This window comes from Micromonospora sp. CNZ285, from assembly GCF_004637285.1.
The window spans coordinates 5758689-5782155 of the sequence record NZ_SPQD01000001.1 but is presented as its reverse complement, the minus strand read 5'-3'; the positions used below and the strand labels follow the sequence as shown (position 1 = coordinate 5782155).

Sequence of the window (23467 nt, the reverse complement as noted above, 5' to 3'; positions counted from 1 at the left end):
GGGCGTACGAGTTTCAGCGGGCGGCGTGCCGCCCCTCGGCGAACTCCTCGACGATCTTGGCGCAGAACGCCGGCAGGTCGTCCGGCTTGCGGCTGCTGACCAGGCCGTTGTCGGTGACGACCTCCTGGTCGACCCACTTCGCGCCGGCGTTGGTGAGGTCGGTGCGCAGGCTCGGCCAGGAGGTGATGGTGCGGCCCCGCACCACGTCCGCCTCGACGAGCGTCCACGGGCCGTGGCAGATCACGCCGACCGGCTTGCCGGCGTCGAAGAACGCCTTGACGAACCGGACCGCCTCCGGGTCCGTCCGCAGGAAGTCGGGGTTCGCCACGCCACCGGGCAGGACCAGGGCGTCGTACGCCCCGGCGTCCGCCTCCTTGGTGGTGACGTCGACCTGGTACTGCTTGCCGTGGTCGAGGTGGTTGAAGGCCTGGATCGTGCCGGACTCGATGGAGACGAGCTCGACCTGGGCGCCGGCGTTCTCCACCGCCTCCCGGGGCTTGGTGTACTCGACCTCCTCGACGCCGTCGGCGGCCAGGAAGGCGATGCGCTTGCCCTGAAGTGTCGCTGCCATGCTGTTCTCTCCTCTCCGGGGTACGTCTGAGACGGTTCCCCCGCCCGATGCCGCGAAACCGGACGCATCGGGTGGCCCGCGTCGCACCAAGGTTTGGCCCGACGGCCCGGGGGGATCCGCAGGGGCATGGCAGGAGCAGCAGCGGAAGAGCGCCGGCTCGCCACAGTCGTGGCGAGCTGGCAGCAGCGTCCCGTGCTGGTCGTCGGGGACGCCATGCTGGACGAGTGGCGGTTCGCCGAGTCGGAGCGGCTCTGCCGCGAGGCGCCCGCACCGGTCCTCACCCTGCGGCGGCGGATCTCCGCCGCGGGGGGCGCCGCCAACACGGCGGTGAACGTCGCGGCGCTCGGCGGCCGGGCCGCGCTGGTCGCCCCGGTCGGCGCCGACGTAGCCGGCGACGAGCTGCACGACTGCCTGGACCGGGCGGCGGTCTGGGACCGTACGGTGAGCCAGCCGGGCCGGCCCACGCCGGTCAAGCGGCGGATGCTCGCCGGCAACCAGATCCTGCTCCGTGAGGACTCCGGCGGTCCGGAGGACGGGCTGGACGCCGACGGCGTGGCCCGCCTGCTGACCGCCCTGCACTGCGCCACCGAGGAGCTGCGCGCGGTGGCCGCCGGGCAGCCGCTCACGCTTGTGGTCTGCGACTACGGCCTGGGCGCCCTGCCGTCGGCGGTGCGCGCCTGGCTGGTCGCCAACCGCGACCGGTACGGCACCGTGGCGCTCGACGCGCACGACCTGGCCGACTGGCGCGGACTGAACCCGACTGTGGTGACGCCGAGCTTCGCCGAGGCGACCCGCCTGCTGGCCCGCGCCGCCGCCGGGTTCGCGCACGCCGAGCGGGGTGCCGTCCCCAGCGGCGACGTGCACCTGGACCACCCGGCCGAGGCCGACGGCCCGTCCGAGCTGATGGTGGGCGCCGCGCCCGGCGGGTCCGGTGAGCGCGTACCCGGCAGCCCGCACCCGACCTCCGGCACGCCCGCCGCCGAGGTGCCCGCCGGTCCGACCGGCGAGCCGATGCCGGGCGAGGAGCGGGTCGCGCTGACCGGCGACGGCCTGAGCGTCACCGGGACCGGCGTGACGGTGAGCGCGGCGGCCGGCGCCGGCGTGGACCGGGCCGTGCTGGCCGAGTCACGCCTGCCCGAGCTGCGCGCGCACACCGGCGCCGACGTGGTGGCGGTGACCCTGGACACCGAGGGCGCGGTGGTCGGCGGCGCCGAGGGCGAACCCCGGCGCAGCCACAGCACCCCGGTCCCGGCCAGCCACGCGGTGGGTGCCGGGGACGCGTACCTGGCGGCCATGACGCTGGCGCTCGCCGCCGACGCGGGCCTGCCCACCGCCGCCCAGCTCGCCCAGCTCGCCGCCACCATCACGGTGGCCGACACCGGCACCTGCGTGTGCCGGCGGCAGGACCTGCTGGCCGCGCTCGGCACCGACGCGGACGAGGGCGGACACCCGGCGCTGGTCGGCGCCGACGAGCTGGCCGCGCTCGTGGACGAGCACCGGCAGGCCGGGCGGTCGGTGGTGTTCACGAACGGCTGCTTCGACGTGCTGCACCCGGGGCACGTCCGCTACCTGACCCAGGCCCGCGCACTCGGCGACCTGCTGATCGTGGCGGTCAACTCGGACGGCAGCGTCCGCCGGCTCAAGGGCCCGGACCGGCCGGTCAACCCGGTCGAGGACCGGATCGCCCTGCTGGCGGCGCTGGCCTGCGTCGACCACGTGGTGGTGTTCGAGGAGGACTCGCCGGCCCGGCTGATCGAGGCGGTCCGCCCCGACGTCTACGTCAAGGGCGGCGACTACCCGCCGGAGATGGTGCCGGAGGCGCCGCTGGTACGGCGGCTGGGCGGGCAGGTGCGCACGCTCGGGTACGTGCCGGACCGCTCCACCTCGGCGATCATCGACCGGATCCGCGCCCAATCGCACAGCATGAGCGAACGCACCGAGCGAAGCGAGGGCCGTGAGGCCATGCCCGACCAGCACAGCCGCACCGTCGGCGAGGGCAGGCCGGCGTGACCCGTCCGCTCGACCCGGGCACGCCCGGACGGTTCCGGCACCCCAGGCGGCTCGACGTGCTGATCCCCACCCGCAACCGGCCCGCCGAACTGGCGGTCACGCTGTCCGGGCTGGCCGCGCAGGAGGGCGTACCCGGGTTCGGGGTGGTGGTCAGCGACCAGTCCGACGGCGATCCCGCGTACGCCCACCCGGCGGCGGCCACGATGGTCCGGGCGCTGCGCCACCGGGGGCATCCGGTGCTGCTGACCCGGCGGCTGCCCCGGCGCGGCCTGGCCGAGCACCGGTCGTACCTGCTGGCCCAGTCGGCGGCCGACGCGGTGCTCTGCCTCGACGACGACGTGTGGCTGGAACCGGGCACGCTGTCCCGCCTGGTCACCGCGCTCGACGAGTTGGGCTGCGGGTTCGTCGGCAACGCGGTGCACGGCCTCTCCTACGCCGACGACGTCCGCCCGGACACGCACCAGCACTACGAGGAGTGGACCGGGCCGCCGGTGCCGGAACGGATCATGCCCGGCACGCCGGAGTGGCACCGGGCGTCCATCCATCCGGCGGCGAACCTGCTGCACATCACCGAGAAGCTGAACCTGGCGGCGGGCGAGTGGCGGGCGTACAAGGTCTCCTGGATCGGCGGGTGTGTGCTCTACGACCGGGCCAAGCTCGTCGACGCCGGCGGCTTCGACTTCTGGGAGCGGCTGCCCGAGCGGCACCAGGGCGAGGACGTCGCCGCGCAGCTCGCCGTGCTGGAGCGCCACGGCGGCGCCGGGGTCCTGCCCAGCGGGGCCTACCACCTGGAGTCGCCGACCACTGTCACCGAACGCGACGTGGAGGCGTGGGAAGTGGTGCTCAGCGAGTCGCCGGCGGAGGTGTGAGCAGCTCGCGGGCCGCCTCGACCACCTCGGCGACCGGTACGTCGGCCACGAAAGACACCCGGTGCGGGCACTCGCCGTCGCCGGGCCGGTGCGGGTAGATCCCGGGTGTGCAGTCGACGCCGCAGACCGGGCAGTGGGTGGTCCAGGCGGCGATCGGGCGGTGCCGCCCGCGCAGCGGCGACGCCCCGTTGATCAGGTTGCCGACCCAGAAGACACCGACTGTCGGCGCGCCCACGGCGGCGGCCAGGTGCAGCGGGCCGGTGTCGTTGGAGACCACCAACGCGCAGTCCGCGTACGCGGCGGCGAGCGCGCCCAGGCTGAGCGTGCCCACCTGGGGACGCACCGGAACGCCGGCTGCCGCCACCACCGCGTCGACCGTCTCCTGCTCGGCGGGGGTGCCGGTGACCAGCACCTCGTACCCGTCTCCGGTCAGCTCGCGGGCGACCTCGCCGAAGCGTTCCGGCGGCCAGCGCCGCCGCGTGTCGGTGGCGCCCGGGTGCAGCGCGACCCGCGGCCGGGCGGGTTCGCCGAGCACGGCGGCGGCCTCCGCCCGGTCGGCGGCGGTGACCGCGAGCGCCGGGGTGATCGTGGTGGCGGGCGCACCGACCAGGGCGGCCACCTCCAGGTAGCGGATCACCTCGTGCTGGTAGTAGACGTAGCGCAGCCACCGGTCCAGCGGCGGCGCGCCCTCGGCCCGCAGACCGGCGGTGACCCGGGCGCCGAGCCCGGCCACGAACGGGTTCGAGTTGCCGCCGCCGCCGTGCACCTGCAACGCCAGGTCGAACCGTTCGGCGCGGGCGGCGGCCAGGAACGCCGGGACGTCACCCGGCGACTCGCCGGGCCCCGGGTCGCGGATGCCGGGCGCCGCCGGCACCACCAGCACCCGGTCCACCGGGCCGGGCCGGTCGCGCCAGAGCGCCGCGTGCCACGGCGCGCCGAGCAGCACGATCTCCGCCGACGGGTACGCCGACCGCAGCGCGTCGAGCGCCGGCAGCACGAAGATGAAGTCGCCGAGCGCGTTGGCGCGCAGCACGGCGATCCGCTCGACGTCAGGGACTCGCTCGCCGACCGGTCCGAGCGCCGACGGCTCCACGTCGCGGCGCGGCGAGCGGGAGTCAGGCGGGCTGGTCACGCGGCCCCTACGGCTTGTCGATCTCGTCGAGCGCGGTGTCCGGGTGGTGCAGCTCCCGGTCGGCGGCCGGGTCGGCGGGCATCTGCGTACGGTCGGCACCCGGTCGCGGGCCGGTCCGGCCGACGGTGATGGTGCGCGGCGCGGGCCGGGTCGCCCGGGGCAGGCGCACCCGGAGCAGGCCGTGGTCCATCACCGCGTCGATCCGGTCCGGGTCCACGCGGGACGGCAGGTCCACGCGGTACTCGAAGCCCCGGGTGGTGAACCCGCCCGGGATGCCGTGGTCGGCGTTCACCTCGGCCTCCGACCGGGCGCGGACGCACAGCTCCCGGTCGTCCAGCTCGACGGCGACCTCCTCCGGCGCGACGCCGGGGAGCCGGACGACCACCTCCCAGCCGTCGGCCGTCTCGGCCAGGTCCACGTCCTGGCTGCCGGACCGTCCGCCGACCAGCCGGCTCAGCTCGGAGCGCAGCGACTGGAGCTCGCCCATCGGATCCCAGCCCTGCTGGCGGCCACGCCAGCCCCGTCCGCCGCCCTGTTCCGTCATCGCGCGTCTCCGATCCGCTGTGTCGCCGAGGGGGGTCGCAGCGAGCTGGGCGCGTTGAGATCGTGCTCCGGGTCGACGCCGACACCGAGCCGGTCCACCAGTTCACCGCCGAGCCACGCGCTCACGCCGAGGATCGCCAGGGCGACCACCTCGATGGCGACGAGCGCGCCGCCGGCCGCCCGGGAGTCGGCGTTGAGCCGGACCGCCCAGACCGCGGCGAACAGCAGGATGACCGCCACGTTGGCGGCGGCGTGGGTGACACCGACCCGCTTGGCGCGGGTGCCGGCCGGCAGGGCGAGCAGGTCGAACGCACCGGCCGCCGCGGCCAGCAGGCCGCCGATCAGACCGACGGTGATGTTCCAGTACGCGACCTCGGCCAGGAAGCCGGGCCCGCCCACGGTGTCCACCACGTCGAAGATCACGGCGGTCACGAAGAGCGCCACCGGGAACATCACGAGCATCGGGTGCACGGGATGGCCGAGCACCTTGATCCGGCTCTCCATCTCGGCCTCCATCCGTCACGTCCGGCCGCACGCTGCGAACCGGTCCCTACCCGCCGGCCCTGAGGGCAAACCCGGCGTTCGACGCGCTCTCCTAGGCTGACTGTGGCGGATCGCGGCCCGTCGCGGGGCGGAACCGCCGTCAAGGTCAACGGACGGGGGAGGAAGACGTGACGACCCGGGAGATCACGAGCGAGTCCGAACTACGTGAGCTGATCGGCACGCCGATGCCGCGTGCTGCCGCCAAGGACCGCCGTACGCTGCACGAACGCGACCGGGAGTGGATCGCCGCCTCGCCGTTCTGCCTGATCGCCACCGCCGACGCGGACGGCACCTGCGACGTCTCCCCCAAGGGTGACCCGCCCGGTTTCGCGCTGGTGCTCGACGACACCACGATCGCGATCCCGGAGCGGCCCGGCAACCGGCGGGCCGACGGCTACCGCAACATCCTGGCCAACCCGCACGTCGGGTTGATCTTCCTGATCCCCGGCCGCACCGACACGCTGCGGATCAACGGCCGGGCCCGGCTGATCTCCGACGCGCCGTGGTTCGCCGGCATGGAGGTCAAGGGCCATCGACCGCTGCTCGCCGTCGAGGTCGCGATCGAGCAGATCTTCTACCACTGCGCGAAGGCGTTCCTGCGCTCCGAGCTGTGGCAGCCGGAGACCTGGCAGCCGGACGTGCTGCCGACGCGGGCGCGGCTGATCAAGGAGGTGGAGGCCCCGGCGGAGAGCCTGGCCGACCTGGAGCGCCACTACGGCCCGGCCTACCTGGAGACGCTCTACCGCTGACCGTGTCGGCGCCGAGCGGTGCGCTTGCGTCAGCGCCGGACGTTGCGCTTGCGTTTGCCCCGGCCGGTGTAGGGGCCGCCGTCTCCGACCGGCGTCGGCGCCACCCGGCGCGGCCGGTCGGGGCGCGCCGCGTCGTGGCCCGCTCGACCGGCGCGGTCGTGGCCCGCTCGACCGGCGCGGTCGTGGCCCGGCCGGGCGGCGCGCCGGATGCGGGACAGCGTCAGCACCACGCCGGTGCCCAGGGCGGCCAGCCCGACCACGCCGAGTACGCCCTGCACGCGCCCGCGATGGCCGCTGAGCTGCCCGAAGTCGGTGACGAAGTCGCCCGGGTCCGCCGGGTTGACCCAGATCGGCACCTCGGTGCCGGCCGCCCGGCACACCTCGAAGCAGGGCACCTCCTGCGCGTGCGTCCGGCCGTCGACCACGTAGCTGAAGTACATGGTGCTCGACGAGGAACCCTTGTTGCCGCCGCTCTCGGTCACCTGGTCGACGACCGTCGCGCGGGCGGGCGTACCCCGCTCGCGCAGCGTCACCGCCCAGTCGTCGAGTGCCGACTGGGTGTGGAACGGCAGCCAGAGCAGGGCGGCGCCGGCGACCGCCAGCAGCGCGTACGCGAGGCTGAGCCAGAGCGGCCGACGCATGATCACGCCGCCATCGTGACCGGGCGCCGCAACTCCGCCGAGCTACCCGGCCGGGCTGAAGCGCGCCGGCACGCCGACGTCGGACAGGGCGCGGGCGAGGTGCGGTGCTGTCGTCTTCACGTACGCCGCGCCGATGTGCGAGCCACCCCGGTAGATGAGCACGTTGCCGAACACCACAGGGCACCTGTCGGTCGGGCAGACGGCGTCGAACAGGTCGATCATCTTGACCTTCGGCGCGCCGGACACGGCCTGCCGCTGCATCCGGTAGGCCGGGTCCTGATCGTGCCGCTCCCTGTCGAACGCGCACCGGGACAGGCGCTTGCGGTTCTTGTCGGCGCACGTCACCGCCGGTCCGGGGCCGGGGTTGTTGGCGAGCACGACGACCTTCGTACCCACGGCGTCGAGCTTCTTCCACGCGGACCTGACCCCGGCGACCATCGCCTCGACCGTCGGCTCCTCGGCCGCGCTGTCGAAGGCGCGCGCCGCGCCCTGCGAGGTGACCAGGTAGTCGGGCCGCTCCTCGACCAGTTTGCGCATCAGCGACCGGTTCCAGTCGATGCAGTCGGTGTAGAGCTTGCTCGGGTCGTCCGCCCGGACCGCGGGCGCGCTGGTGAACGGGCACGACGCCTTCGCGGCGATCAGGATCTTCCAGTCGTTCTGCTCGGCCAGCACCTGGAACGCGGGCAGCCACTGGTCCATCTTCGAGTCGCCGACGAGCGCGACGGTGGTGGCGGCGTTCGGGTTGCCGTACGTGCAGGACAGCACCTCGGCACCGTCGACCTGCTGGAAGCACTTGTCCCGGTTGGTGTCGGGCACGTCCATGAAGCCCTGCCGGATCTGCAGCGGGTCCGGCGTGATCACGTCGAACCGCTCCGGAACCGGGCCGATCGGGGCGGTGCCGGGCGCCGTCGACAGCAACGCGGCACCCGGGGCGTACCGGCCCTTCGTGGTGGTCGCGGCGGCGGCCCAGGCGCCCATCAGCACCAGGACCATGCCGGCGCAGATGCCGGCGAGCGTGAAGTTGCCGCCCAGGCTCAACGCCAGACGCGGCGACGTGGAGATCTTCCGCGAGTAGCGCAGCGGGTTCTCCACCAGCCGGAACGTGATCCAGGCCGGGATCACCGAGGCGAGCGCCACCAGCAGGCCCTCGGTCAGCGACAGGTCACCGAAGTGTGCGGCGGCCACCACGAGCATCGGCCAGTGCCACAGGTACAGCGAGTACGACAGGTCACCGATCCACTGGAACGGACGCGTGCCGAGCACCATCACCGGGCCGCGGGGGCCCGCTGCCGCACCGGCCGCGATCACCGCCGCCGCGCCGAGCGTGGGCAGCGCCGCCGCGTACCCGGGCCATGCGGTCTTCCCGCTGACCAGCAGCGCCGCCGCGACGATAGCGGCGAGGCCGAGCCATCCGAGAACGACAGCCACGGACCGGGGCATCCGGGCGGCACGGACCGCCAGCAGCGCGATCGCGGCGCCGACCCCGAGTTCCCACAGCCGCGTGGTGGAGACGAAGAACGCCCGCTGCGGCGAGTCGGCCGTCTCGATGATCGACCAGACGAACGACGGCACCGCCAGCACCGCGAGACCGACCCACAGGGCCGGCCGTACGTTAGCCCGCCGGAGCTTGCGCGCGGCGAGGATGGCCAGCACGATCAGCAGCGGCCAGAGCAGGTAGAACTGCTCCTCCACGGCGAGCGACCAGAAGTGCTGGACCGGCGACGGCGCGACGTCCTCGGCCAGGTAGTCGACCGCGCGGTCGGCGAACCGCCAGTTCACGATGTAGGTCGCCGCGGCGGCGATGTCGCCGCCGACGACCTGCCACTCACCCCGGGGTACGAACAGCCGGACCGCGACGGCGGTGGCGGCCAGCACCACGGTGGCGGCGGGCAGGATGCGCTTGGCCCGGCGCGCGTAGAAGCCGACGAGCGAGACCCGGCCGCTGCGCTCGATCTCCGAGATGAGCTGCCCGGTGATGAGGAAGCCGGAGATCACGAAGAAGACGTCGACGCCGACGAAGCCACCGGGGATGAACGGCAGCCCGGCGTGGTAGAGCAGCACCAGCCCCACGGCGACGGCCCGGAGCCCGGCGACGTCGGCCCGGAACCGGCTCGGCGTCGCCTCCCTGCCCGGCTCGCGCGTGGTCGCCGTACCGCCCGGCTCCTCGGCGGGTGAACCTTCCCGATCGGCAACCTTCGTCAACGGCGGGGAAGTCATCGCGATCCTCAAACTCTGCGGGCTGGGGGCGAGGGAACGATAGCGGCTGGTCACTCGGCGGGACAATCGCGCCGCGGCGCGCGCCTCACCGCCGCGTGGCCGCCGACCCCGATGCGGTTGAATCGGCTGCGTGGCGAAGACCCTGACGATCACCACCCGCAACGCGAGCTTCCAGCAGTGGCAGGCGCTGCTGACCAACCGCACCAAGCGGCAGCGGTCCGGGGAGTTCCTGGTCCAGGGGGTACGCCCGATCACGGTGGCCCTGGAGCAGGGCTGGGAGATCCGCGCCCTCCTCCACCCGGACCGGCAGCCCCTGTCCCGCTGGTGCCGTGACCTGCTCGACCGCGCCGACGCCCGGCGGGTCGCCCTCGCGCCCGAGCTGATGCGGGAACTGAGCGGCAAGGAGGAGGAGTCCCCCGAACTGCTGGCCGTGGTGGCGCAACCCGCCGACGACCTGGCCCGCATCCCGGTCGGGCCGGCGATGCTCGTGGTGGTCTTCGACCGCCCCAAGACCCCGGGCAACATCGGCACGCTGATCCGCTCCGCTGACGCCTTCGGCGCCTCCGCCGTGATCATCACGGGCCACGCCGCCGACCCGTACGACCCGAAGGCGGTCCGGGCCAGCACCGGGTCGCTGTTCGCCGTACCGGTGGTGCGCGTCGCCGGCCACCGCGACGTCCTGGACTGGGTCGCCGCGGTGCGTGCGGACGGGCTTCCGCAGGTCCAGATCATCGGTACGGACGAGCACGGGGACGTGGACGTCGCCGAGCACGACCTGACCGGCCCCACGCTCCTGCTGGTCGGCAACGAGACGCACGGGCTCAGCAAGGGCTGGCAGGAGGCCAGTGACCGGATGGTGCGCATCCCGATCGTGGGGGCGGCGAGTTCGCTGAACGCGGCGGCGGCCGGGACGGTGGCGCTGTACGAGGCCGCCCGTCAGCGGGCCGGGCGCCGGTAGCGGTCGCGCCGCTACCGGGCGCCTGGTGCGCTCCTCTATCCGGACGGGCGCGTGGATGCCCGCGCCTCGACCGCCCGCCGGTGGGCCGCGCTGCCCTCGCGATAGAACAGGTAGCCGCCGTGGTGCAGGACGTCGCCGTCGAAGCGGCCGTCGGCGGTGAACCCGCTGTCGTCCCAGTAGTCGATGTGCTCGCCGGTCACCTCGTACCGGCCGGTGTAGGCGCTCGCCCGGTCGCCACGCGCCTCGTCGTACCTGCCGTCGGGCAGCAGCTCCTGCCGGATGTAGCCGTCGGCGGTGACCCACATCCCGACGTACGGATGGACGGTCCCGGAGGCCGGGGGCCGCGCCTGCGTCGCGAACGGCGCGGAGCGCGGCGCGGGCGCTGTCTCCGTGCCGCAGGCGGTGAGCGCCGCCGTCAGGAAGACGGTGGCGGCCTTGCGGTGGTTGGTACCTGACATGTCAGCCTCGCTGCCGGGTCGGACGGATGATGATCTCGTTGACGTCCACGTCCGCCGGCTGGTCGACGGCGTACGAGATGGCCCGCGCCACGGCGTCCGGTGAGATCGCGTTCCTGCGGTACTCCCGCATCGCCTCCCGGGCCACCGGATCGGTGATCGACTCGGCCAGCTCGGACTCGACGACACCGGGCGTGATCGTGGTGACCCGCAGGCTCGGGTCGGCCTCCAGGCGCAGACCCTCGGTGATCGCCCACGCGGCGAACTTCGTCGCCGAGTACACCGCGGAGGTCGGCACCACCTCGTGGGCACCGACCGAGGCGACGGTGACCAGGTGGCCGCCGTTCTGCCGCTGGAAGACCGGCAGGACGGCCGCGATGCCGTGCAGCAGGCCCCGCACGTTGACGTCGATCATCCGGTCCCACTCGTCCACCAGCAGGGCGTCGAGCCGGGACAACGGCATCAGACCGGCGTTGTTGACGAGCACGTCGACCCGTCCGAACTCGTCCACCGCGCTGCCGACGAACGCCGCGACGTCGTCGCGGTCGGTCACGTCGAGCCGCCGTACCCTGATGTTGTCGTGCCGTTCGGCGAGCGCGGCGAGCCGCTCGCGGCGCCGCGCGCCCGCGACCACGACGTGCCCCTCGGCGGCCAGCCGCAGTGCGGTCGCCTCGCCGATCCCGCTGCTCGCGCCCGTGACCAGAACGACCTTCTGTGTGGATTCCATGAGTCCACGGTGCGGAGTACGGCCGGTCGCAACCAGGGTGCGTCACACCCCGGCTGAGCCTCCTGGCGGCCGACCGCCCGCGGTTACGGTGGGGTGGTGGACGGCAGCAATCCGCTCGGCGAGTTCCTGCGTGCCCGGCGTGAGACGACCAGCCCGGCGGAGGCCGGCATCGTCTCCTCGGGCCGGCGCCGGACGCCGGGTCTGCGGCGCGAGGAGGTCGCCCAGCTGTCCGGGGTCAGCACCGACTACTACGCCCGCCTGGAGCAGGGGCGGGAACAGCACCCGTCGGAACAGATGCTGAACGCCCTGGCCCGCACCCTCGGGCTCGACGCCGAAGAGGTGGCGCATCTGCACCTGCTGGCCAGGAGCGGCCGCAAGCCTGTCCGGCGGGGCACGCGGGAGACCGTCCGGCCGAGCCTGCTGCGCCTGATGGACGGCTGGCTGCACACCCCCGCGCTGATCATCGACCGCGGGATGGACGTGCTGGCCGCCAACCGGCTCGGCCGCGCCCTGTTCGCCACGCTGTTCGAGGCCGACGAGCCCAACCTCGTCCGGTTCGTCTTCCTCGACCCGGCGGCCCGTTCCTTCTATCCCCACTGGGACCGGGTCGCGCAGTCCAGCCTGGGCGCGCTGCGGGCCGCCGCAGCCGAGATGCTCGACGACGCGCGGCTCACCGAACTGGTCGGCGAACTCTCGCTGAAGAGCCCGGAGTTCCGCCGGCTGTGGGCCCGTCACGACGTACGGGGAAAGACGCACGAGGCGAAGCTGTTCCACCATCACGACGTCGGCGAGCTGACCCTCACGTACGACTCCCTCACCGTCGCCGGCGCGACGGGCCAGCAACTGGTCGTCTACCAGGCCGAGGCGGGCAGTCGTTCGGCGCAGGCGCTGGCGCTGCTGGGCACCGTGGCCGCCGAACTGCCCGCTCCGGACAGGACGGCCCGTACGGCCTCGTGACGGCCCTCGACAGCACGGTCCGCCTGGGCGGCCACGTCGTACGACGGCGCGGGCGAGGACCGGCCGCAGCCCGGAAGGTCGACCCGGATGACGTGATGGTGGCTGGCCAGCGCCGGGATCATCGGTTCCCAGGAAGCACCCGCCGCCCCCGACCCGTGGATGAGCAGCAGCGGCGGCGCCTCCCGCGGACCGTCGTGCATGCCGTGCAGGTGCTCAACGTCGTGCGCAGTCATGCAGGCGATGGTGCGCGGCGCACCGGCCATCCGTCTTGGACAAATGTCGTCGAGATGACGACCCGCAGGCCGGCTTCTTTGCGGAACCCGCTAGACGAAGTCTCTCCAGAAAGCGACGGTGGCACTCGGCTCCCGGCCTCGCTCCGTTGCCGGCCCACCGAACTCCCGATGGATGTAGTCCTCCAGGTCGCAGCCGTAATAGATGATGTCGGTCTGGTGCATGGACAGGACCGGGTGCCCGTAGGAGCCGCGCCCGGAGGGTAGGAAGCGATGGCTGAACACCGGCACCATCTGCGGCACCCTCCGGAGGTGCGGCTCGGCGGTCGCCACCGCCTCACGTCGGTTGCTCGGCCGCTCTCCCCAGCTCTCATGCCAGTAGCCGTTGTGCTCGACATCGAACAGCACCCCGTGGGTGGGCCACTCCAGGCGGTCACGAAGGGCAGAGGTGTCTCCCCGCCGCCAGTCCGGCCACGAATCGCCCGTCGGCACCCCGGCGGCCAGGAAGGCACGGTGGTCGTCGGCGAACTGGAAGCCGAAGGTGTGCTCCACGCGAGCGAACTCTTCCACCGTCAGTCCGCGCTGAATCTCGACGTGCCCGAGTTCCCTCAGCCGGCGGGCTGCGGCAGCGCCGAGGGCGGCGCCGTCCGGGTTCAAGCCCGGCGCAGGCTCACCTCGGTCGACTTTGCGAAAGCGGTCCAGGAAATTGCCCACGACTTCCTCCCTTGCAGGCCGGGGAGCGTAACAACCGGGAAGGGAGGCCGATCACGGCGGCTTGACCGACCTCGGGAAACGGCGAAGCCCAGGCCGATGACCTGGGCTTCTGTACCGAGCCGCCTGACGGAATCGAACCGTCGACCTACGCATTACGAGTGCGTCGCTCTAGCCGACTGAGCTAAGGCGGCAACGATCGTCAAGTGTACGGCACGCCCCGCCGGAAGCCGAACCGGATCCCCCCGCCTCCGAACCCGGACACCGGACCACATCCGCCCCGCTACGGGAGAGACTTCGCGCCCGGTCCGGACTACCCTGCGGCGGGTGACCGACGAACCGCCGCGACCACCGGCTCCCGAGGCGCATCCCGGCGAGCGGGCCACCCGCCGCCCCCGCGGCATCGACCCCAGGGAGCTGGGTTTCACCCCGCGCCGGCCGGTGCCCTGGCTCGCGCCGCTGCTGCTGATCAGCACCGGCCTGCGGACGTTGCTGGCCATGCTGTTCGGGGCGTACCTGGACAAACGCGAGTTGCAGAACGCGTTCGGCGACGGCACGTTCCGGCAGGTCGGGCCGGACGGCGGGCTCTGGCTGGACTACGTGGCCGACCTGGGTGACGGCTTCGACGCCACGTACTCGGTGGCGTACCTGCTCGCCCAGCCGGAGCTGACAGTGGACGGGCACCGCCTTCCCCGCGCGCAGACGCTGGTGATGGGCGGCGACCAGGTCTATCCGGCGGCGGGCTACGAGGCGTACGAGGACCGGTGCAAGGGCCCCTACCAGTCGGCGCTGCCTGTCGCCCCGCCGGAGCAGCCGACGCTGTTCGCGGTGCCTGGTAACCACGACTGGTACGACGGGCTGACCGCGTTCCTGCGCCTGTTCGTGCGCACCCGGGACCGGCACTTCGGCGGCTGGGGCACCGGCCAGTCCCGCTCGTACTTCGCCGTCGAGCTGCCGGCCGGCTGGTGGCTGCTCGGCCTCGACGACCAGTCCGGCTCGTACCTGGACGACCCGCAGCTCACCTACTTCGACGAGGTGGCCCGCAAGCTCACCCCGGAGTCCAAGGTGATCCTGGCGGTGCCGGCGCCGACGTGGGTCAAGGCCGTCGACCACCCCAACGCGTACGACTCGATCGACTACTTCATCCGTACCCTCGTCGCGCCGACCGGGGCGCAGGTGCGGGTGCTGGTCTCCGGCGACCTGCACCACTACGCCCGCTATGCCGGCACGGACCGGCAGCTCATCACGTGCGGCGGTGGGGGCGCCTACCTCTACCCCACGCACCGGCTGCCGGAGAGGCTGGAGGTGCCGCCGCGTGACACGCTGACCCGGCGGGCCAGCAACACCCAGGAGTACGACCTGGCCGCGCGCTATCCGGACAAGGCGCGCTCCCGCCGGTACGGCTGGGGGATCTTCGCCCGGCTGCCGTTCCGCAACCCGGGCTTCACCACGCTGCTCGGCACCCTGCACACGCTGCTGATGCTGGCGATGGCCGGGGTGGCGGTGCAGCGGGTGGGCACCACCGAGCAGCGCCTGTTCAGCGTGCCGCTGGCGATCATGCTGGTGGTGGCGATGATGAGCGCGGTGTTCTTCGCCAAGCCACCCACGGCGGGCGGGAAACGGCACGCCCGGCACTGGATCCTCGGGGTGGCGCACGGGCTGGCCCAGATAGCTCTCGCCGCCGGGGGCACGTGGGTCTGGTTGCAGCTGCCGTTCTACGACTGGCCGTGGCCGATGCCGGCGGTCGCCGCGGTGGTGCTCTACGGGCCGGTGAGCGGGCTGGTGGCCAGCCAGCTCGTGGCGCTCTATCTGCTGGTGGCTGGCGCGTTCGGGGTGAATCTGAACGAGTTGTTCGCGGCGCAGGGCATCGAGGACTCGAAGGCGTTCCTGCGGTTCCGGATCGACCCGGACGGCACGTTGACCATCTACCCGATCGCCGTCGACAAGGTGTCGCACGACTGGCAGTTGAACCCCGACCAGTCCCCCACCGCCTCCTGGCTGACCCCGAAGACTCCGCTGACCGCCCGCCTGGCCGAACCCCCCATCGTCATCCGCTGACCCCACCGATCACCTCGGGAACGAGCGGGGAGAGGGACGGTCAGGGCTGGGGGTAGTGCTGCTCGTGGGCCTGCCTCGGGCCGCACACCGACGCGCGGGAACACATCGAGCGGGAGCCGTCGGCGTCCAGGCGGACCGTCACCGCGTCGCGCGGAACACTGTGGCCGACCACCTTGCCCTCGCCCTGCGGCGTGGACACGCGGCTGCCGACCGCCGGGGCAGACTCCTGGAACTTCTGGTACAGCGGGTGCTCGTACTTCAGGCAGCACATCAGCCGCCCGCACGCCCCGGAGATGCGCAACGGGTTGAGCGGCAGGTCCTGGTCCTTCGCCATCCGGATGGTCACCGGCTCGAAGTCGGTCAGGAACGTGGCGCAGCACAGGTCGCGCCCGCAGGAACCGATGCCGCCCTGCACCCGGGCGGAGTCGCGGGCGGACAGCTGCCGCAGCTCGACCCGGCAGTGCAGCGTGGCGCCCAGGTCGCGGACCAGCGAGCGGAAGTCGACGCGGTGCGGCGCGGTGAAGTAGATGGTGGTGCGGTCACTGCCGTTCTCCGGCGTGGCCAGGACGTGGTCGACGGCGACCACCTTCATCGGCAGGCCGTGTTCGCGGATCAGCCGCTTGGCGGCGACCTTCGCCTCGGCCTTGCGCCGGCGCAGCATCTCGTCGCGGCGCAGGTCGTCGTCGCCGGCGATCCCGGCCAGTTTCGGGAAGCTGTCGGTGTCCTCACTGACCCACTGCGCGGCCCACACGCACTCGGCCACCTCGGGCCCCTCGTCGGTGGGCACCAGCACCCGGTCGCCCACCTGCGGGCGCAGCTCGCCCGGGTCGAGGTAGTAGAGGCGCCCGTACCGGTTGAAGCTGACCGCGCAGAGCATGCCCATACGCCACACCCTACGCGGATCGACGACCGCCGCACGGCGCACCTGTCGCCGCCCGGTCACCCACCGCAGCGATCATCGTCGTCGACCCGGCCGAACCGGCCCCATCGCCTCGCCCGGACGGCTGAATCTCCGTGGGGCCCCTGACAAACACCGCCCGGACGCGTTGAGTGAAGGCATACCTGCGGGGGGTGCAGGGGAAGGCCACGGCGTCGCCGCCGTCACCCGGCCACGGCCGGATCGGCGCGCGGCGCCGTGGACCGTCAGTAGCCGATCCGGGTGGTGCCGCCGTAGCGCGGGGCGGTGGTGGCGCGGTCCCGCCACTGTGTCTCGGCCAGGCTCGGCCCCCACTGGCGCAGCAGCGTCTCGGCACCGTCGTAGGCCACCCCGAGCACACCCAGGATCCTCGTGGCGATCTCGGCCGCGGCGGACGCGCCGGCCCGTCCGGCCTCGGCGCCGGGCCTTGTCGACGCGTGCACCGCGACCGCCTCGGACGAGCCCAGCACCTCGGCCAGCGCCCGGGCCAGCGCCGCCCGGCTGCCCTCCACCCAGCCGGCCAGCGCGTCGGCGTAGCCCGCTGTCGACTCCAGCCGCCCCACCAGGCTGTCCGGCCCCTCGTCCAGGTGCCGCAGCAGGGCGGCACGTGCCTCGTCGTACGCCGACGCGGCGGCACCGGACCAGGCGACCTGGTCGGCCAGCAGGGCGCAAGTGTCGTCGTACCCCCGGACGAGCCGGCGCACGGCGTGGCCGGCGCCGGTCAGCGGCGCGGGATGCAGGTCGAGGAACTCGCGCACGGCCGCGCCGGGAAGCACCTGCATGCGGCGCAGCAGCGGCCACAGCCGGTGCCCCTCGGGCGCGCCGGCGGCCAGCAGCGTGTCGACGCGGGCGAGCAGGTCGAGCCCCGGCTCGGCGAGGCGGTCGAGCGCGTCCATCAGGCCTCCCAGGCCAGCCGCCGGGCGACCGCGTCGTCGGCGGCGGCGTAGCGGTCGGCGGCGCTGCGCAGCGCCGCCGCGGCGGCGGCCAGCCGGACGGCGGCGGCCTGCGCCTCGCGCGCCCGGTCGGCTGTGGCAAGCGTCCACTGGCGGTGCAGCGCGCGGCCCACCTCGCCGGGGCGGCCGGTGGCGTGCGCGCCGAACGCGGGATGCGGCGGGTCGGTGGCGGTCACCGTGCGGGAGAGGGTGGCGAGGGTCGCGCCGGCCTCGTCGAGACGGGCGGCCAGGGCACGCAGCGTCTCCATGTCAGGCCCCCGCCAGCGGCCGGTAGGCCGCGAACGTCTCGTTGTGCAGCTTCTCCCGCGCCCACTGCGCCGCGTCCGCGGCGGCGGTCACCGCGGCCTGCACCGAACCCGCCACGTCACGCGGGCTGCGATGGTGCAGCGGGCCGAGGAAACGCACGTCGGTGATGCGTCCGCCGGCGGTCACCACCACCTCGACGAGCCCGTCGGGTGAGCGGACGGTGACCTCGACCGTCGCGACCGCCTGGTCGAACTCGGCCTGCAGGTTCTCGATCCGGCGGTAGCGCCGCACCGCCTCCTCGATCCAGGCCTCGTCGATCTCGCCCCGCGGCATCGGCGGACTCCTCCCGGCCGGTCGGCCCGACCCTCACTGAGCGTGCCGCCTCGGTCACCGCGGCATCACCGGACCGTACCGCACGCCAATCGCGCGTGTCGATGCCCTGTGGACAGTGCGGAAGGGGCCGGCTCAGCCGCGCCAGAGGGCCAGCATCATCGCCTCCACGGCGATCCGCGGCTTGACGTTGGCCTCGATCGCCGCGCGGCACTCCAGCACCGACTCCAGGCGGCGCAGCGAGCCCTCGGCGTCCCACTTCTGCGCGCCCGCACCGGCGAGCGACGCGGTGTCGGTGTGCACCGGGGCGACCGGCGCCCGCAGCGCCATGATGAGCGCGTCCCGGTAGAACCCGGCCAGGTCGACCAGGGCCCGGTCGAGTGCGTCCCGCTGGGCGCGGGTGGCACGCGACTTCTGCCGCTTCTCCAGATCCTTGAGCTGACCGGCCGCGCCGCGCATGGCGCCGGCCGCGCCCCGGCCGGTGCCGCCCGCGCCGAGCGCGGTCTGCAACGCCGTACGCTCCGCCTCGTCGATCTCCGCGACGGACGCGGCGGCCTCCGCCTCGGCGGCCTCGATGAGCGCCGAGGCCGCGTCGAACGCCGCGCCCACGCCGGTCAGCCGACGCGGTACGGCGAGCACCGCGTCACGCCGCTGCCGGGCCTCCGGGTCGCGGGCCAGCCGCCGGGCCCGGCCCACGTGCCCCTGCGCCGCCGCGGCGGCCCACTCGGCCACGTCCGGCGCGACGCCGTCGCGGCGGACCAGCACCTCGGCCACCGCTGCGGGCGGCGGCTGCCGCAGGGGTACGACGCGGCAGCGCGACCGGATGGTCACGGAGATGTCGTCCGGGTGGGTGGACGGGGCGCAGAGCAGGAAGACGGTACGCGGCGGCGGCTCCTCGATCGCCTTGAGCAGCGCGTTTCCGGCGGCCTCGGTGAGCCGGTCGGCGTCCTCGATGATCACGATCTGCCACCGGCCGCCGGACGGCGCGCTGGCCGCCCGCAGCACCAGCGCGCGCATCTCGTTGACGCCGATGGACAGGCCCTCGGGCACCACGAGGCGGACGTCCGCGTGGGTGCCGGCGAGCGTGGTGTGGCAGCCGGGGCAGGTGCCGCAGCCGGTGCCGTGCACGCACTCCAGCGCGGCGGCGAACGCGCGGGCGGCCACCGAGCGGCCCGATCCGGGCGGCCCGGTGAAGATCCAGGCGTGGGTCATCCCGGCGCCCGGATCGGCGGGCGTGGCCGGGCCCGGGTCGCCGTCGTGCTCCTCGGCGAGCGCGTCGAGGTCGTCGTGCCCGCCCGCGGGGGACGTCACCGGCGCGCGCAGCAGGGCGGCGGCCGACGCGGCGGCCCGCCGCAGCATGGCCACCGCCTCGTCCTGCCCGACCAGATCGCCGAAGACGTCGGTCATCTTCGGGGTTGCTCCATCGTCACCAGCTCCGCGTCGGATAACTCGGGCTGGACCGAGGTGTCCGGGCCCTGCGCCGGACGGGGGTGCACGATGCCGGCCGGATCCGCAAGCAGCTCGCCCACCCGGCGGGCGACCGCGTCGGCGGTCTCGTCGATCGGGCGGGACGCGTCGAGCACCAGGTAGCGCTTCGGGTCACCGGCGGCCAGGTCGAGGAAGGCGTACCGGACCCGCTCGTGGAACGTCAGCGACTCGGCCTCCAGCCGGTCGGTGCCCTCGGCGCGGTCCTCGACCCGGCTCAGGCCGGTACGCGGTTCGACGTCGAGCAGCACCACCAGGTCGGGCTTGAGGCCGCCGGTGGCCCAGGAGGAGAGCCAGGAGACCTCGTCCACCGGCAGCGTGCGGCCGGCGCCCTGGTAGGCGAGGGACGAGTCGACGTACCGGTCGCTGATCACCACAGCGCCGCGCACGAGCGCCGGGCGGACGACGGTGGCCACATGGTGCGCCCGGTCGGCGGCGTAGAGCAGCGCCTCGGCGCGCGGCGACGGCGCCTCGCCGTGGGTGGTGCCGAGCACCAGGGAGCGGATCCGCTCGCCGACCGGCGTGGCGCCCGGCTCGCGGGTGACCACCACGTCGCGGCCCTGCGCGCGCAGCCGCTCGGCCAGCGCGGCGAGCTGGGTCGACTTGCCGGCGCCCTCGCCGCCCTCGAAGACCACGAACAGGCCGCTGGAGACGAACGGCTCGGCCGGCATCAGCGGGCGACCCCGGATCGAGCCCCACAGGTCGGCGAGGACCGGTACGCCCTTCTTGTCGTCCATCTGGCCGAACGCGCTGATGCCGGCGATGATGCCGGCCGCGCCGGCGGCGAGCAGCAGCAGCCGGGTGGAGGAGATGGAGATGCCCAGGTCGGCGATGGTGAGCTGGCGGGAGCCGCCGACGCCGACCAGGAGGCTGCTGAGCGCGATGGCCAGGATCAGCACCAGCCGGGTGCCGATCTGCACCACCGCGAACACCCGGCCGCGCACCTCGTCGGCCACCTCGCCGCCGAGCAGCGTGGTGCCGGCCAGGAACGCCATGCCGGCGCCCGCGCCGACCAGGATCGCGCCGAGGATGGCCATCGACAGGTGGATGGCGAACGCGAGCACCAGCACGGAGGCGCTGGCGAGCACGATGCTCATGCCGAACCAGCGGCGGCGGGACATGTCCCGCACGATCATCGGCCCGAGGCCGATGCCGAGCGCCAGGCCGACGAAGATCGCGCCGAAGAGCAGCGAGAACGCGGCGTCACCGGCGCCGAGCGAGTTGGCGAAGAACTTGGCCGTGCCGACCACGATGCCGCCGCCGGCGAACGCGCCGAAGATGCCCAGCACCAGGCCGCGGACGAGCGGGGTCTGGCCGATGTATTTCCAGCCCTCGGAGAACTGCCGGAACATGCTCTGCTCGGAGCGCTCCGCCTCGCCGCGCTGGGCGTGGCTGATCTCCTTGATCCCGAACGCCACCACGAGCGCGGTGGCCAGCCGGGAGAAGGCGTTGAACCAGAGCGCGAGCTGGGCCGGCTCGGCCCAGTCGGGCAGGTCGCCGCCGACCGCGCCGCGCACGCCGCGGTCCAGCACGGCGAGCGCGACGGCCGCGGCCACCGGCGTGAGGCCGTACGTGGTGATCAGCGTGAGCTGGTTCGCCGCCTCCAGCCGGGTACGCGGGATGAGGTTGGGGACCGCCGCCTCCTTGGCCGGGATCCACATCAACGTGATCGACTCGATCAGGAAGGTGGCGATCAGCGCCCAGCCGACCACCAGCCCGCCCGCGGCGCCGGTGAGCGCGTACAGCGGGATCGAGGCGAACAGCACGAAGCGCAGCAGGTCGCAGATGACCATGGTCCACCGGCGGTCGAACCGGTCGGCGAACACACCGGCCACCGGGCCGAGCACCAGCGCCGGGAGCAGCCGGATCGCCGTCACGCCGCCGAACGCGGCGCCCTGGGCGGTGCTGCCGGAGACCTGGGACGCGGCAAACAGCGCGGTGGCGAGCAGGCCGAGCCAGTCGCCGAAGGAGGCGGCGCTGAGGACGATCCACAGCCTGCGGAACGGCCGGATGCGCAGCACCGACCGGATGGCGGCGACACCGGAGTGATCGGCGGCTGTCCCGGGCGACGACACGCCGGGCGACTCGCCGTTGTTCTGGCTTTCGATGGCCGTACCTCCACGTGCCGGCCCAGGTCTGGGCATCCCCGGTGGAACACTCTAGTCGCGCAGGAAGGGTCGTCCCCCGCGACATTCACCTGCTCGCCGAGCCTAGGCCGCCGGGACCACCGCCCGCAGCCCGGACAGACGCGAGGGTATTTCGCATTGCCGTCCAGACAGTTAGCGTGCAGACGTGGCCATCGACCGTGACAAACTTCGCGATCGTCTCGACCGGGCGACCGCTCACCTCGACCCGCCGTACGCGGTGGTCGACCTCACCGCGTTCGACGCCAACGCCGAGGCGCTGGTCGGCCGGTCCGGCGGCAAGCCGCTGCGCGTGGCGAGCAAGTCGGTACGGGTCCGCGAGCTGCTGACCCGGGCGCTCAAGCGGCCCGGATGGCACGGCGTAATGGCCTTCACGCTGCCCGAGGCGCTGTGGCTGGGCCGCTCCGGGGTCAGCGACGACGTGCTCGTGGCGTACCCGACGGCCCACCGGGGCGGCCTCGCCGACCTGGCCGGCGACCCGGCGCTCGCCGACGCGGTGACGCTGATGATCGACGACACCGCACAGCTCGACCTGATCGACCGGGTGTGCCCGCCCGGACGCCGCCCCGCGCTGCGGATCTGCCTCGACCTGGACGCCTCCTGGCGCCCACTCGGCGGCCGGGTGCACGTCGGCGTGCGCCGCTCCCCGGTGCACAGCGCCACGGCGGCCGGCGCGCTCGCCGCCGCCGTCGCCGGCCGGCCGGGCTTCCGGCTGGTCGGCCTGATGTCGTACGAGGCACAGATCGCCGGCCTCGGCGACGCGCCACCCGGACAGGCGATGCTCGGCTCGGCGATCCGGGTCGCGCAGCGCGGGTCGTACCGGGAACTGCTGGCGCGCCGCTCGGCCGCGGTCGGTGCGGTACGCGAGCACGCCGACCTGGAGTTCGTCAACGGCGGCGGCACCGGCAGCGTGGCCGCCACCAGCGCGGACCCCGCGGTCACCGAGGTCACCGCGGGCTCCGGCCTGTACGGGCCGACGCTGTTCGACGCGTACCGTTCCTGGCGGCCCACCCCGGCGGCGTTCTTCGCCTGCGCGGTGGTCCGCCGCCCGGCGCCCGGGCTGGCGACGGTGCTCGGCGGCGGCTGGATCGCCTCCGGTCAGGCGGCGGACAGCCGGCTGCCGCGGCCCTGGCTGCCGGACGGGCTGAAGCTGCTCGGCGCGGAGGGTGCCGGCGAGGTGCAGACCCCGCTGGCCGGGAAGGCCGCCGACGACCTGCGCGTCGGCGACCGGGTGTGGTTCCGCCACGCCAAGGCGGGCGAGCTGTGCGAGCACGTCAACGAGGTGCACCTGGTCGAGGGGGACGCGGTGGTCGCCACCGTGCCGACCTACCGGGGCGAGGGGCACGCCTTCCTCTGAGCCGCCGCGACGTGACGACGGCGGGCCCCGGCGCACCCGGGAACCCGCCGCTCGGCGTGCCGCTCAGCCCTGGTGGGCGGCCTCCGTGGGGGCGTTCACCTGCCGGTGCAGGTACTCCCGGATGAGCGCCTTGGCCTCGACCAGCACCCGCTCGTCGCCGTCGGTGCGGCGGCGGAAGGCCAGCTTGATCAGGGCGTCCGCGGCCTCCACCGCGACCTCCAGGTGGAACCGCAGGTCGGGCACCCCGGCCAGGCCGAAACGCTCGGTGAGTACGCGGGCGAGCTGCTCCGCGATGACCCCGTTGTTGTCCCGCTGGTCGTCCAGCAGGTGCAGGTCGACCACGTCGCCGAAGTGCAGGGTACGGAAGCCGGGGACGGTGCGGTGCATCGAGATGTACTCGTCGATCGCCGCGTCGACGCCGTCCCACCAGTGGGTCAGGTCGTCCGAGGAGAACCGCTCGTCGAGCCGCTGGAGGTAGGACTCCATGGTGCGCAGCGTCAGCGCCTGCACGATCGCCCGTTTGTCCGGAAAGAACTGGTAAACCGACCCGATCGCCACCTCGGCACGCTCGGCGAGCAGGGTCGTGGTCAGCCCTTCGTACCCCACCTCGTCGACGAGCTCGGCGCAGGCGTCCAGCATCCGCTGGACCCGCGCGACACTTCGAC

General features: G+C 73.7%; 24 protein-coding genes and 1 tRNA gene. 7 read left to right on the top strand and 18 right to left on the bottom strand.

The features are described 5' to 3' along the window. Positions 1 to 13 precede the first annotated feature (13 nt). Positions 14 to 571, bottom strand: coding sequence for a type 1 glutamine amidotransferase domain-containing protein (locus tag CLT75_RS26545; protein ID WP_135242944.1), 558 nt, complete (start codon positions 569 to 571; stop codon positions 14 to 16). Between the two features lie 126 nt (positions 572 to 697). Between CLT75_RS26545 and rfaE2 the strand changes: the two genes are divergently transcribed. Continuing rightward, entirely contained in the window at positions 698 to 2581 is a 1884-nt protein-coding gene (gene rfaE2 / locus CLT75_RS26540) for a D-glycero-beta-D-manno-heptose 1-phosphate adenylyltransferase (RefSeq protein ID WP_135242943.1), read from the top strand. Further along, positions 2578 to 3450, top strand: a complete 873-nt coding sequence (locus CLT75_RS26535; RefSeq protein ID WP_135242942.1) for a glycosyltransferase family A protein — start codon at positions 2578 to 2580, stop codon at positions 3448 to 3450. Before rfaE2 ends, CLT75_RS26535 begins: the two co-directional genes overlap by 4 nt. Here the strand turns inward: CLT75_RS26535 and CLT75_RS26530 are convergent. The 3 genes from CLT75_RS26530 to CLT75_RS26520 are packed head-to-tail and all read right to left on the bottom strand — an operon-like array spanning position 3425 to position 5629. Beyond that, positions 3425 to 4582, bottom strand: a complete 1158-nt coding sequence (locus CLT75_RS26530; RefSeq protein ID WP_135242941.1) for a glycosyltransferase family 9 protein — start codon at positions 4580 to 4582, stop codon at positions 3425 to 3427. The genes CLT75_RS26535 and CLT75_RS26530 overlap by 26 nt on opposite strands. A gap of 7 nt (positions 4583 to 4589) precedes the next feature. Further along, entirely contained in the window at positions 4590 to 5126 is a 537-nt protein-coding gene (locus CLT75_RS26525; protein ID WP_135242940.1) for an Hsp20/alpha crystallin family protein, read from the bottom strand. Then, on the bottom strand, positions 5123 to 5629 hold the full coding sequence (locus CLT75_RS26520) for a DUF2231 domain-containing protein (protein ID WP_135242939.1): 507 nt from the start codon (positions 5627 to 5629) through the stop codon (positions 5123 to 5125). Before CLT75_RS26520 ends, CLT75_RS26525 begins: the two co-directional genes overlap by 4 nt. Positions 5630 to 5796: 167 nt before the next feature. Here CLT75_RS26520 and CLT75_RS26515 point away from each other — a divergent pair, with 167 nt between their 5' ends. Next, complete coding sequence (locus CLT75_RS26515) at positions 5797 to 6417, top strand: pyridoxamine 5'-phosphate oxidase family protein (RefSeq protein ID WP_135242938.1); 621 nt, start codon at positions 5797 to 5799, stop codon at positions 6415 to 6417. Between the two features lie 29 nt (positions 6418 to 6446). On the opposite strand, the gene CLT75_RS26510 is transcribed toward CLT75_RS26515, so the two are convergent. Both CLT75_RS26510 and CLT75_RS26505 read right to left on the bottom strand, forming a co-directional pair. Beyond that, positions 6447 to 7058 (bottom strand): DUF3592 domain-containing protein, encoded by a 612-nt coding sequence (locus tag CLT75_RS26510; RefSeq protein ID WP_135244141.1) that lies wholly within the window; start codon positions 7056 to 7058, stop codon positions 6447 to 6449. Positions 7059 to 7100: 42 nt separating this feature from the next. Next, positions 7101 to 9275 (bottom strand): acyltransferase family protein, encoded by a 2175-nt coding sequence (locus CLT75_RS26505; RefSeq protein WP_135242937.1) that lies wholly within the window; start codon positions 9273 to 9275, stop codon positions 7101 to 7103. A gap of 130 nt (positions 9276 to 9405) precedes the next feature. On the opposite strand from CLT75_RS26505, the gene CLT75_RS26500 reads away from it, so the two are divergent. Beyond that, positions 9406 to 10233 (top strand): TrmH family RNA methyltransferase, encoded by an 828-nt coding sequence (locus CLT75_RS26500; protein ID WP_135242936.1) that lies wholly within the window; start codon positions 9406 to 9408, stop codon positions 10231 to 10233. Positions 10234 to 10268: 35 nt separating this feature from the next. Here CLT75_RS26500 and CLT75_RS26495 read toward each other — a convergent pair whose 3' ends face one another. Beyond that, positions 10269 to 10691 (bottom strand): Atu4866 domain-containing protein, encoded by a 423-nt coding sequence (locus CLT75_RS26495; protein WP_135242935.1) that lies wholly within the window; start codon positions 10689 to 10691, stop codon positions 10269 to 10271. Position 10692: 1 nt separating this feature from the next. Next, complete coding sequence (locus tag CLT75_RS26490) at positions 10693 to 11415, bottom strand: SDR family oxidoreductase (protein WP_135242934.1); 723 nt, start codon at positions 11413 to 11415, stop codon at positions 10693 to 10695. A gap of 96 nt (positions 11416 to 11511) precedes the next feature. Here CLT75_RS26490 and CLT75_RS26485 point away from each other — a divergent pair, with 96 nt between their 5' ends. Next, a complete protein-coding gene (locus tag CLT75_RS26485) occupies positions 11512 to 12372 on the top strand; it encodes an MmyB family transcriptional regulator (RefSeq protein WP_167796968.1) in 861 nt (286 codons plus the stop codon). Here CLT75_RS26485 and CLT75_RS26480 read toward each other — a convergent pair. The 3 genes from CLT75_RS26480 to CLT75_RS26470 all read right to left on the bottom strand — a co-directional run bounded on the left by CLT75_RS26480 (position 12267) and on the right by CLT75_RS26470 (position 13507). Beyond that, positions 12267 to 12572, bottom strand: coding sequence for an alpha/beta fold hydrolase (locus tag CLT75_RS26480; protein WP_486485369.1), 306 nt, complete (start codon positions 12570 to 12572; stop codon positions 12267 to 12269). The two genes, CLT75_RS26485 and CLT75_RS26480, sit on opposite strands and share 106 nt — an antisense overlap. Before the next feature lie 123 nt (positions 12573 to 12695). Beyond that, positions 12696 to 13316 carry a hypothetical protein gene (locus CLT75_RS26475; RefSeq protein ID WP_486485277.1) on the bottom strand — a complete coding sequence of 207 codons (621 nt, stop codon included), beginning with the start codon at positions 13314 to 13316 and terminating at the stop codon, positions 12696 to 12698. 117 nt (positions 13317 to 13433) lie between these two features. Next, positions 13434 to 13507 (bottom strand) — tRNA-Thr (locus CLT75_RS26470). A 133-nt stretch (positions 13508 to 13640) separates the two neighbouring features. Here CLT75_RS26470 and CLT75_RS26465 point away from each other — a divergent pair. After that, positions 13641 to 15371 (top strand): metallophosphoesterase, encoded by a 1731-nt coding sequence (locus tag CLT75_RS26465; RefSeq protein WP_135242931.1) that lies wholly within the window; start codon positions 13641 to 13643, stop codon positions 15369 to 15371. A 40-nt stretch (positions 15372 to 15411) separates the two neighbouring features. Here the strand turns inward: CLT75_RS26465 and CLT75_RS26460 are convergent, their stop codons facing one another. From CLT75_RS26460 to tmk, 6 genes are all read right to left on the bottom strand, one after another. Next, positions 15412 to 16254: a regulatory iron-sulfur-containing complex subunit RicT gene (locus CLT75_RS26460; RefSeq protein ID WP_135242930.1), complete on the bottom strand. Its 843-nt coding sequence runs from the start codon at positions 16252 to 16254 to the stop codon at positions 15412 to 15414. Between the two features lie 260 nt (positions 16255 to 16514). Next, a complete protein-coding gene (locus CLT75_RS26455) occupies positions 16515 to 17183 on the bottom strand; it encodes a hypothetical protein (RefSeq protein ID WP_135242929.1) in 669 nt (222 codons plus the stop codon). Beyond that, positions 17183 to 17488 carry a hypothetical protein gene (locus CLT75_RS26450; protein ID WP_135242928.1) on the bottom strand — a complete coding sequence of 102 codons (306 nt, stop codon included), beginning with the start codon at positions 17486 to 17488 and terminating at the stop codon, positions 17183 to 17185. Before CLT75_RS26450 ends, CLT75_RS26455 begins: the two co-directional genes overlap by 1 nt. A 1-nt stretch (position 17489) precedes the next feature. Continuing rightward, on the bottom strand, positions 17490 to 17819 hold the full coding sequence (locus CLT75_RS26445; RefSeq protein WP_013473591.1) for a YbaB/EbfC family nucleoid-associated protein: 330 nt from the start codon (positions 17817 to 17819) through the stop codon (positions 17490 to 17492). A 132-nt stretch (positions 17820 to 17951) separates the two neighbouring features. Further along, complete coding sequence (locus tag CLT75_RS26440; RefSeq protein ID WP_135242927.1) at positions 17952 to 19223, bottom strand: DNA polymerase III subunit delta'; 1272 nt, start codon at positions 19221 to 19223, stop codon at positions 17952 to 17954. Then, on the bottom strand, positions 19220 to 21376 hold the full coding sequence (tmk, locus tag CLT75_RS26435) for a dTMP kinase (RefSeq protein WP_486485276.1): 2157 nt from the start codon (positions 21374 to 21376) through the stop codon (positions 19220 to 19222). The genes CLT75_RS26440 and tmk overlap by 4 nt, the downstream gene beginning before the upstream one ends. Before the next feature lie 217 nt (positions 21377 to 21593). On the opposite strand from tmk, the gene CLT75_RS26430 reads away from it, so the two are divergent. Continuing rightward, positions 21594 to 22802, top strand: coding sequence for an amino acid deaminase/aldolase (locus CLT75_RS26430; protein ID WP_135242926.1), 1209 nt, complete (start codon positions 21594 to 21596; stop codon positions 22800 to 22802). Between the two features lie 63 nt (positions 22803 to 22865). On the opposite strand, the gene CLT75_RS26425 is transcribed toward CLT75_RS26430, so the two are convergent. Next, the gene (locus CLT75_RS26425; RefSeq protein ID WP_047893935.1) at positions 22866 to 23441 is read right to left on the bottom strand and encodes a TetR/AcrR family transcriptional regulator; all 576 of its coding nucleotides are present in this window, start codon (positions 23439 to 23441) and stop codon (positions 22866 to 22868) included. Between the last annotated feature and the right edge of the window lie 26 nt (positions 23442 to 23467).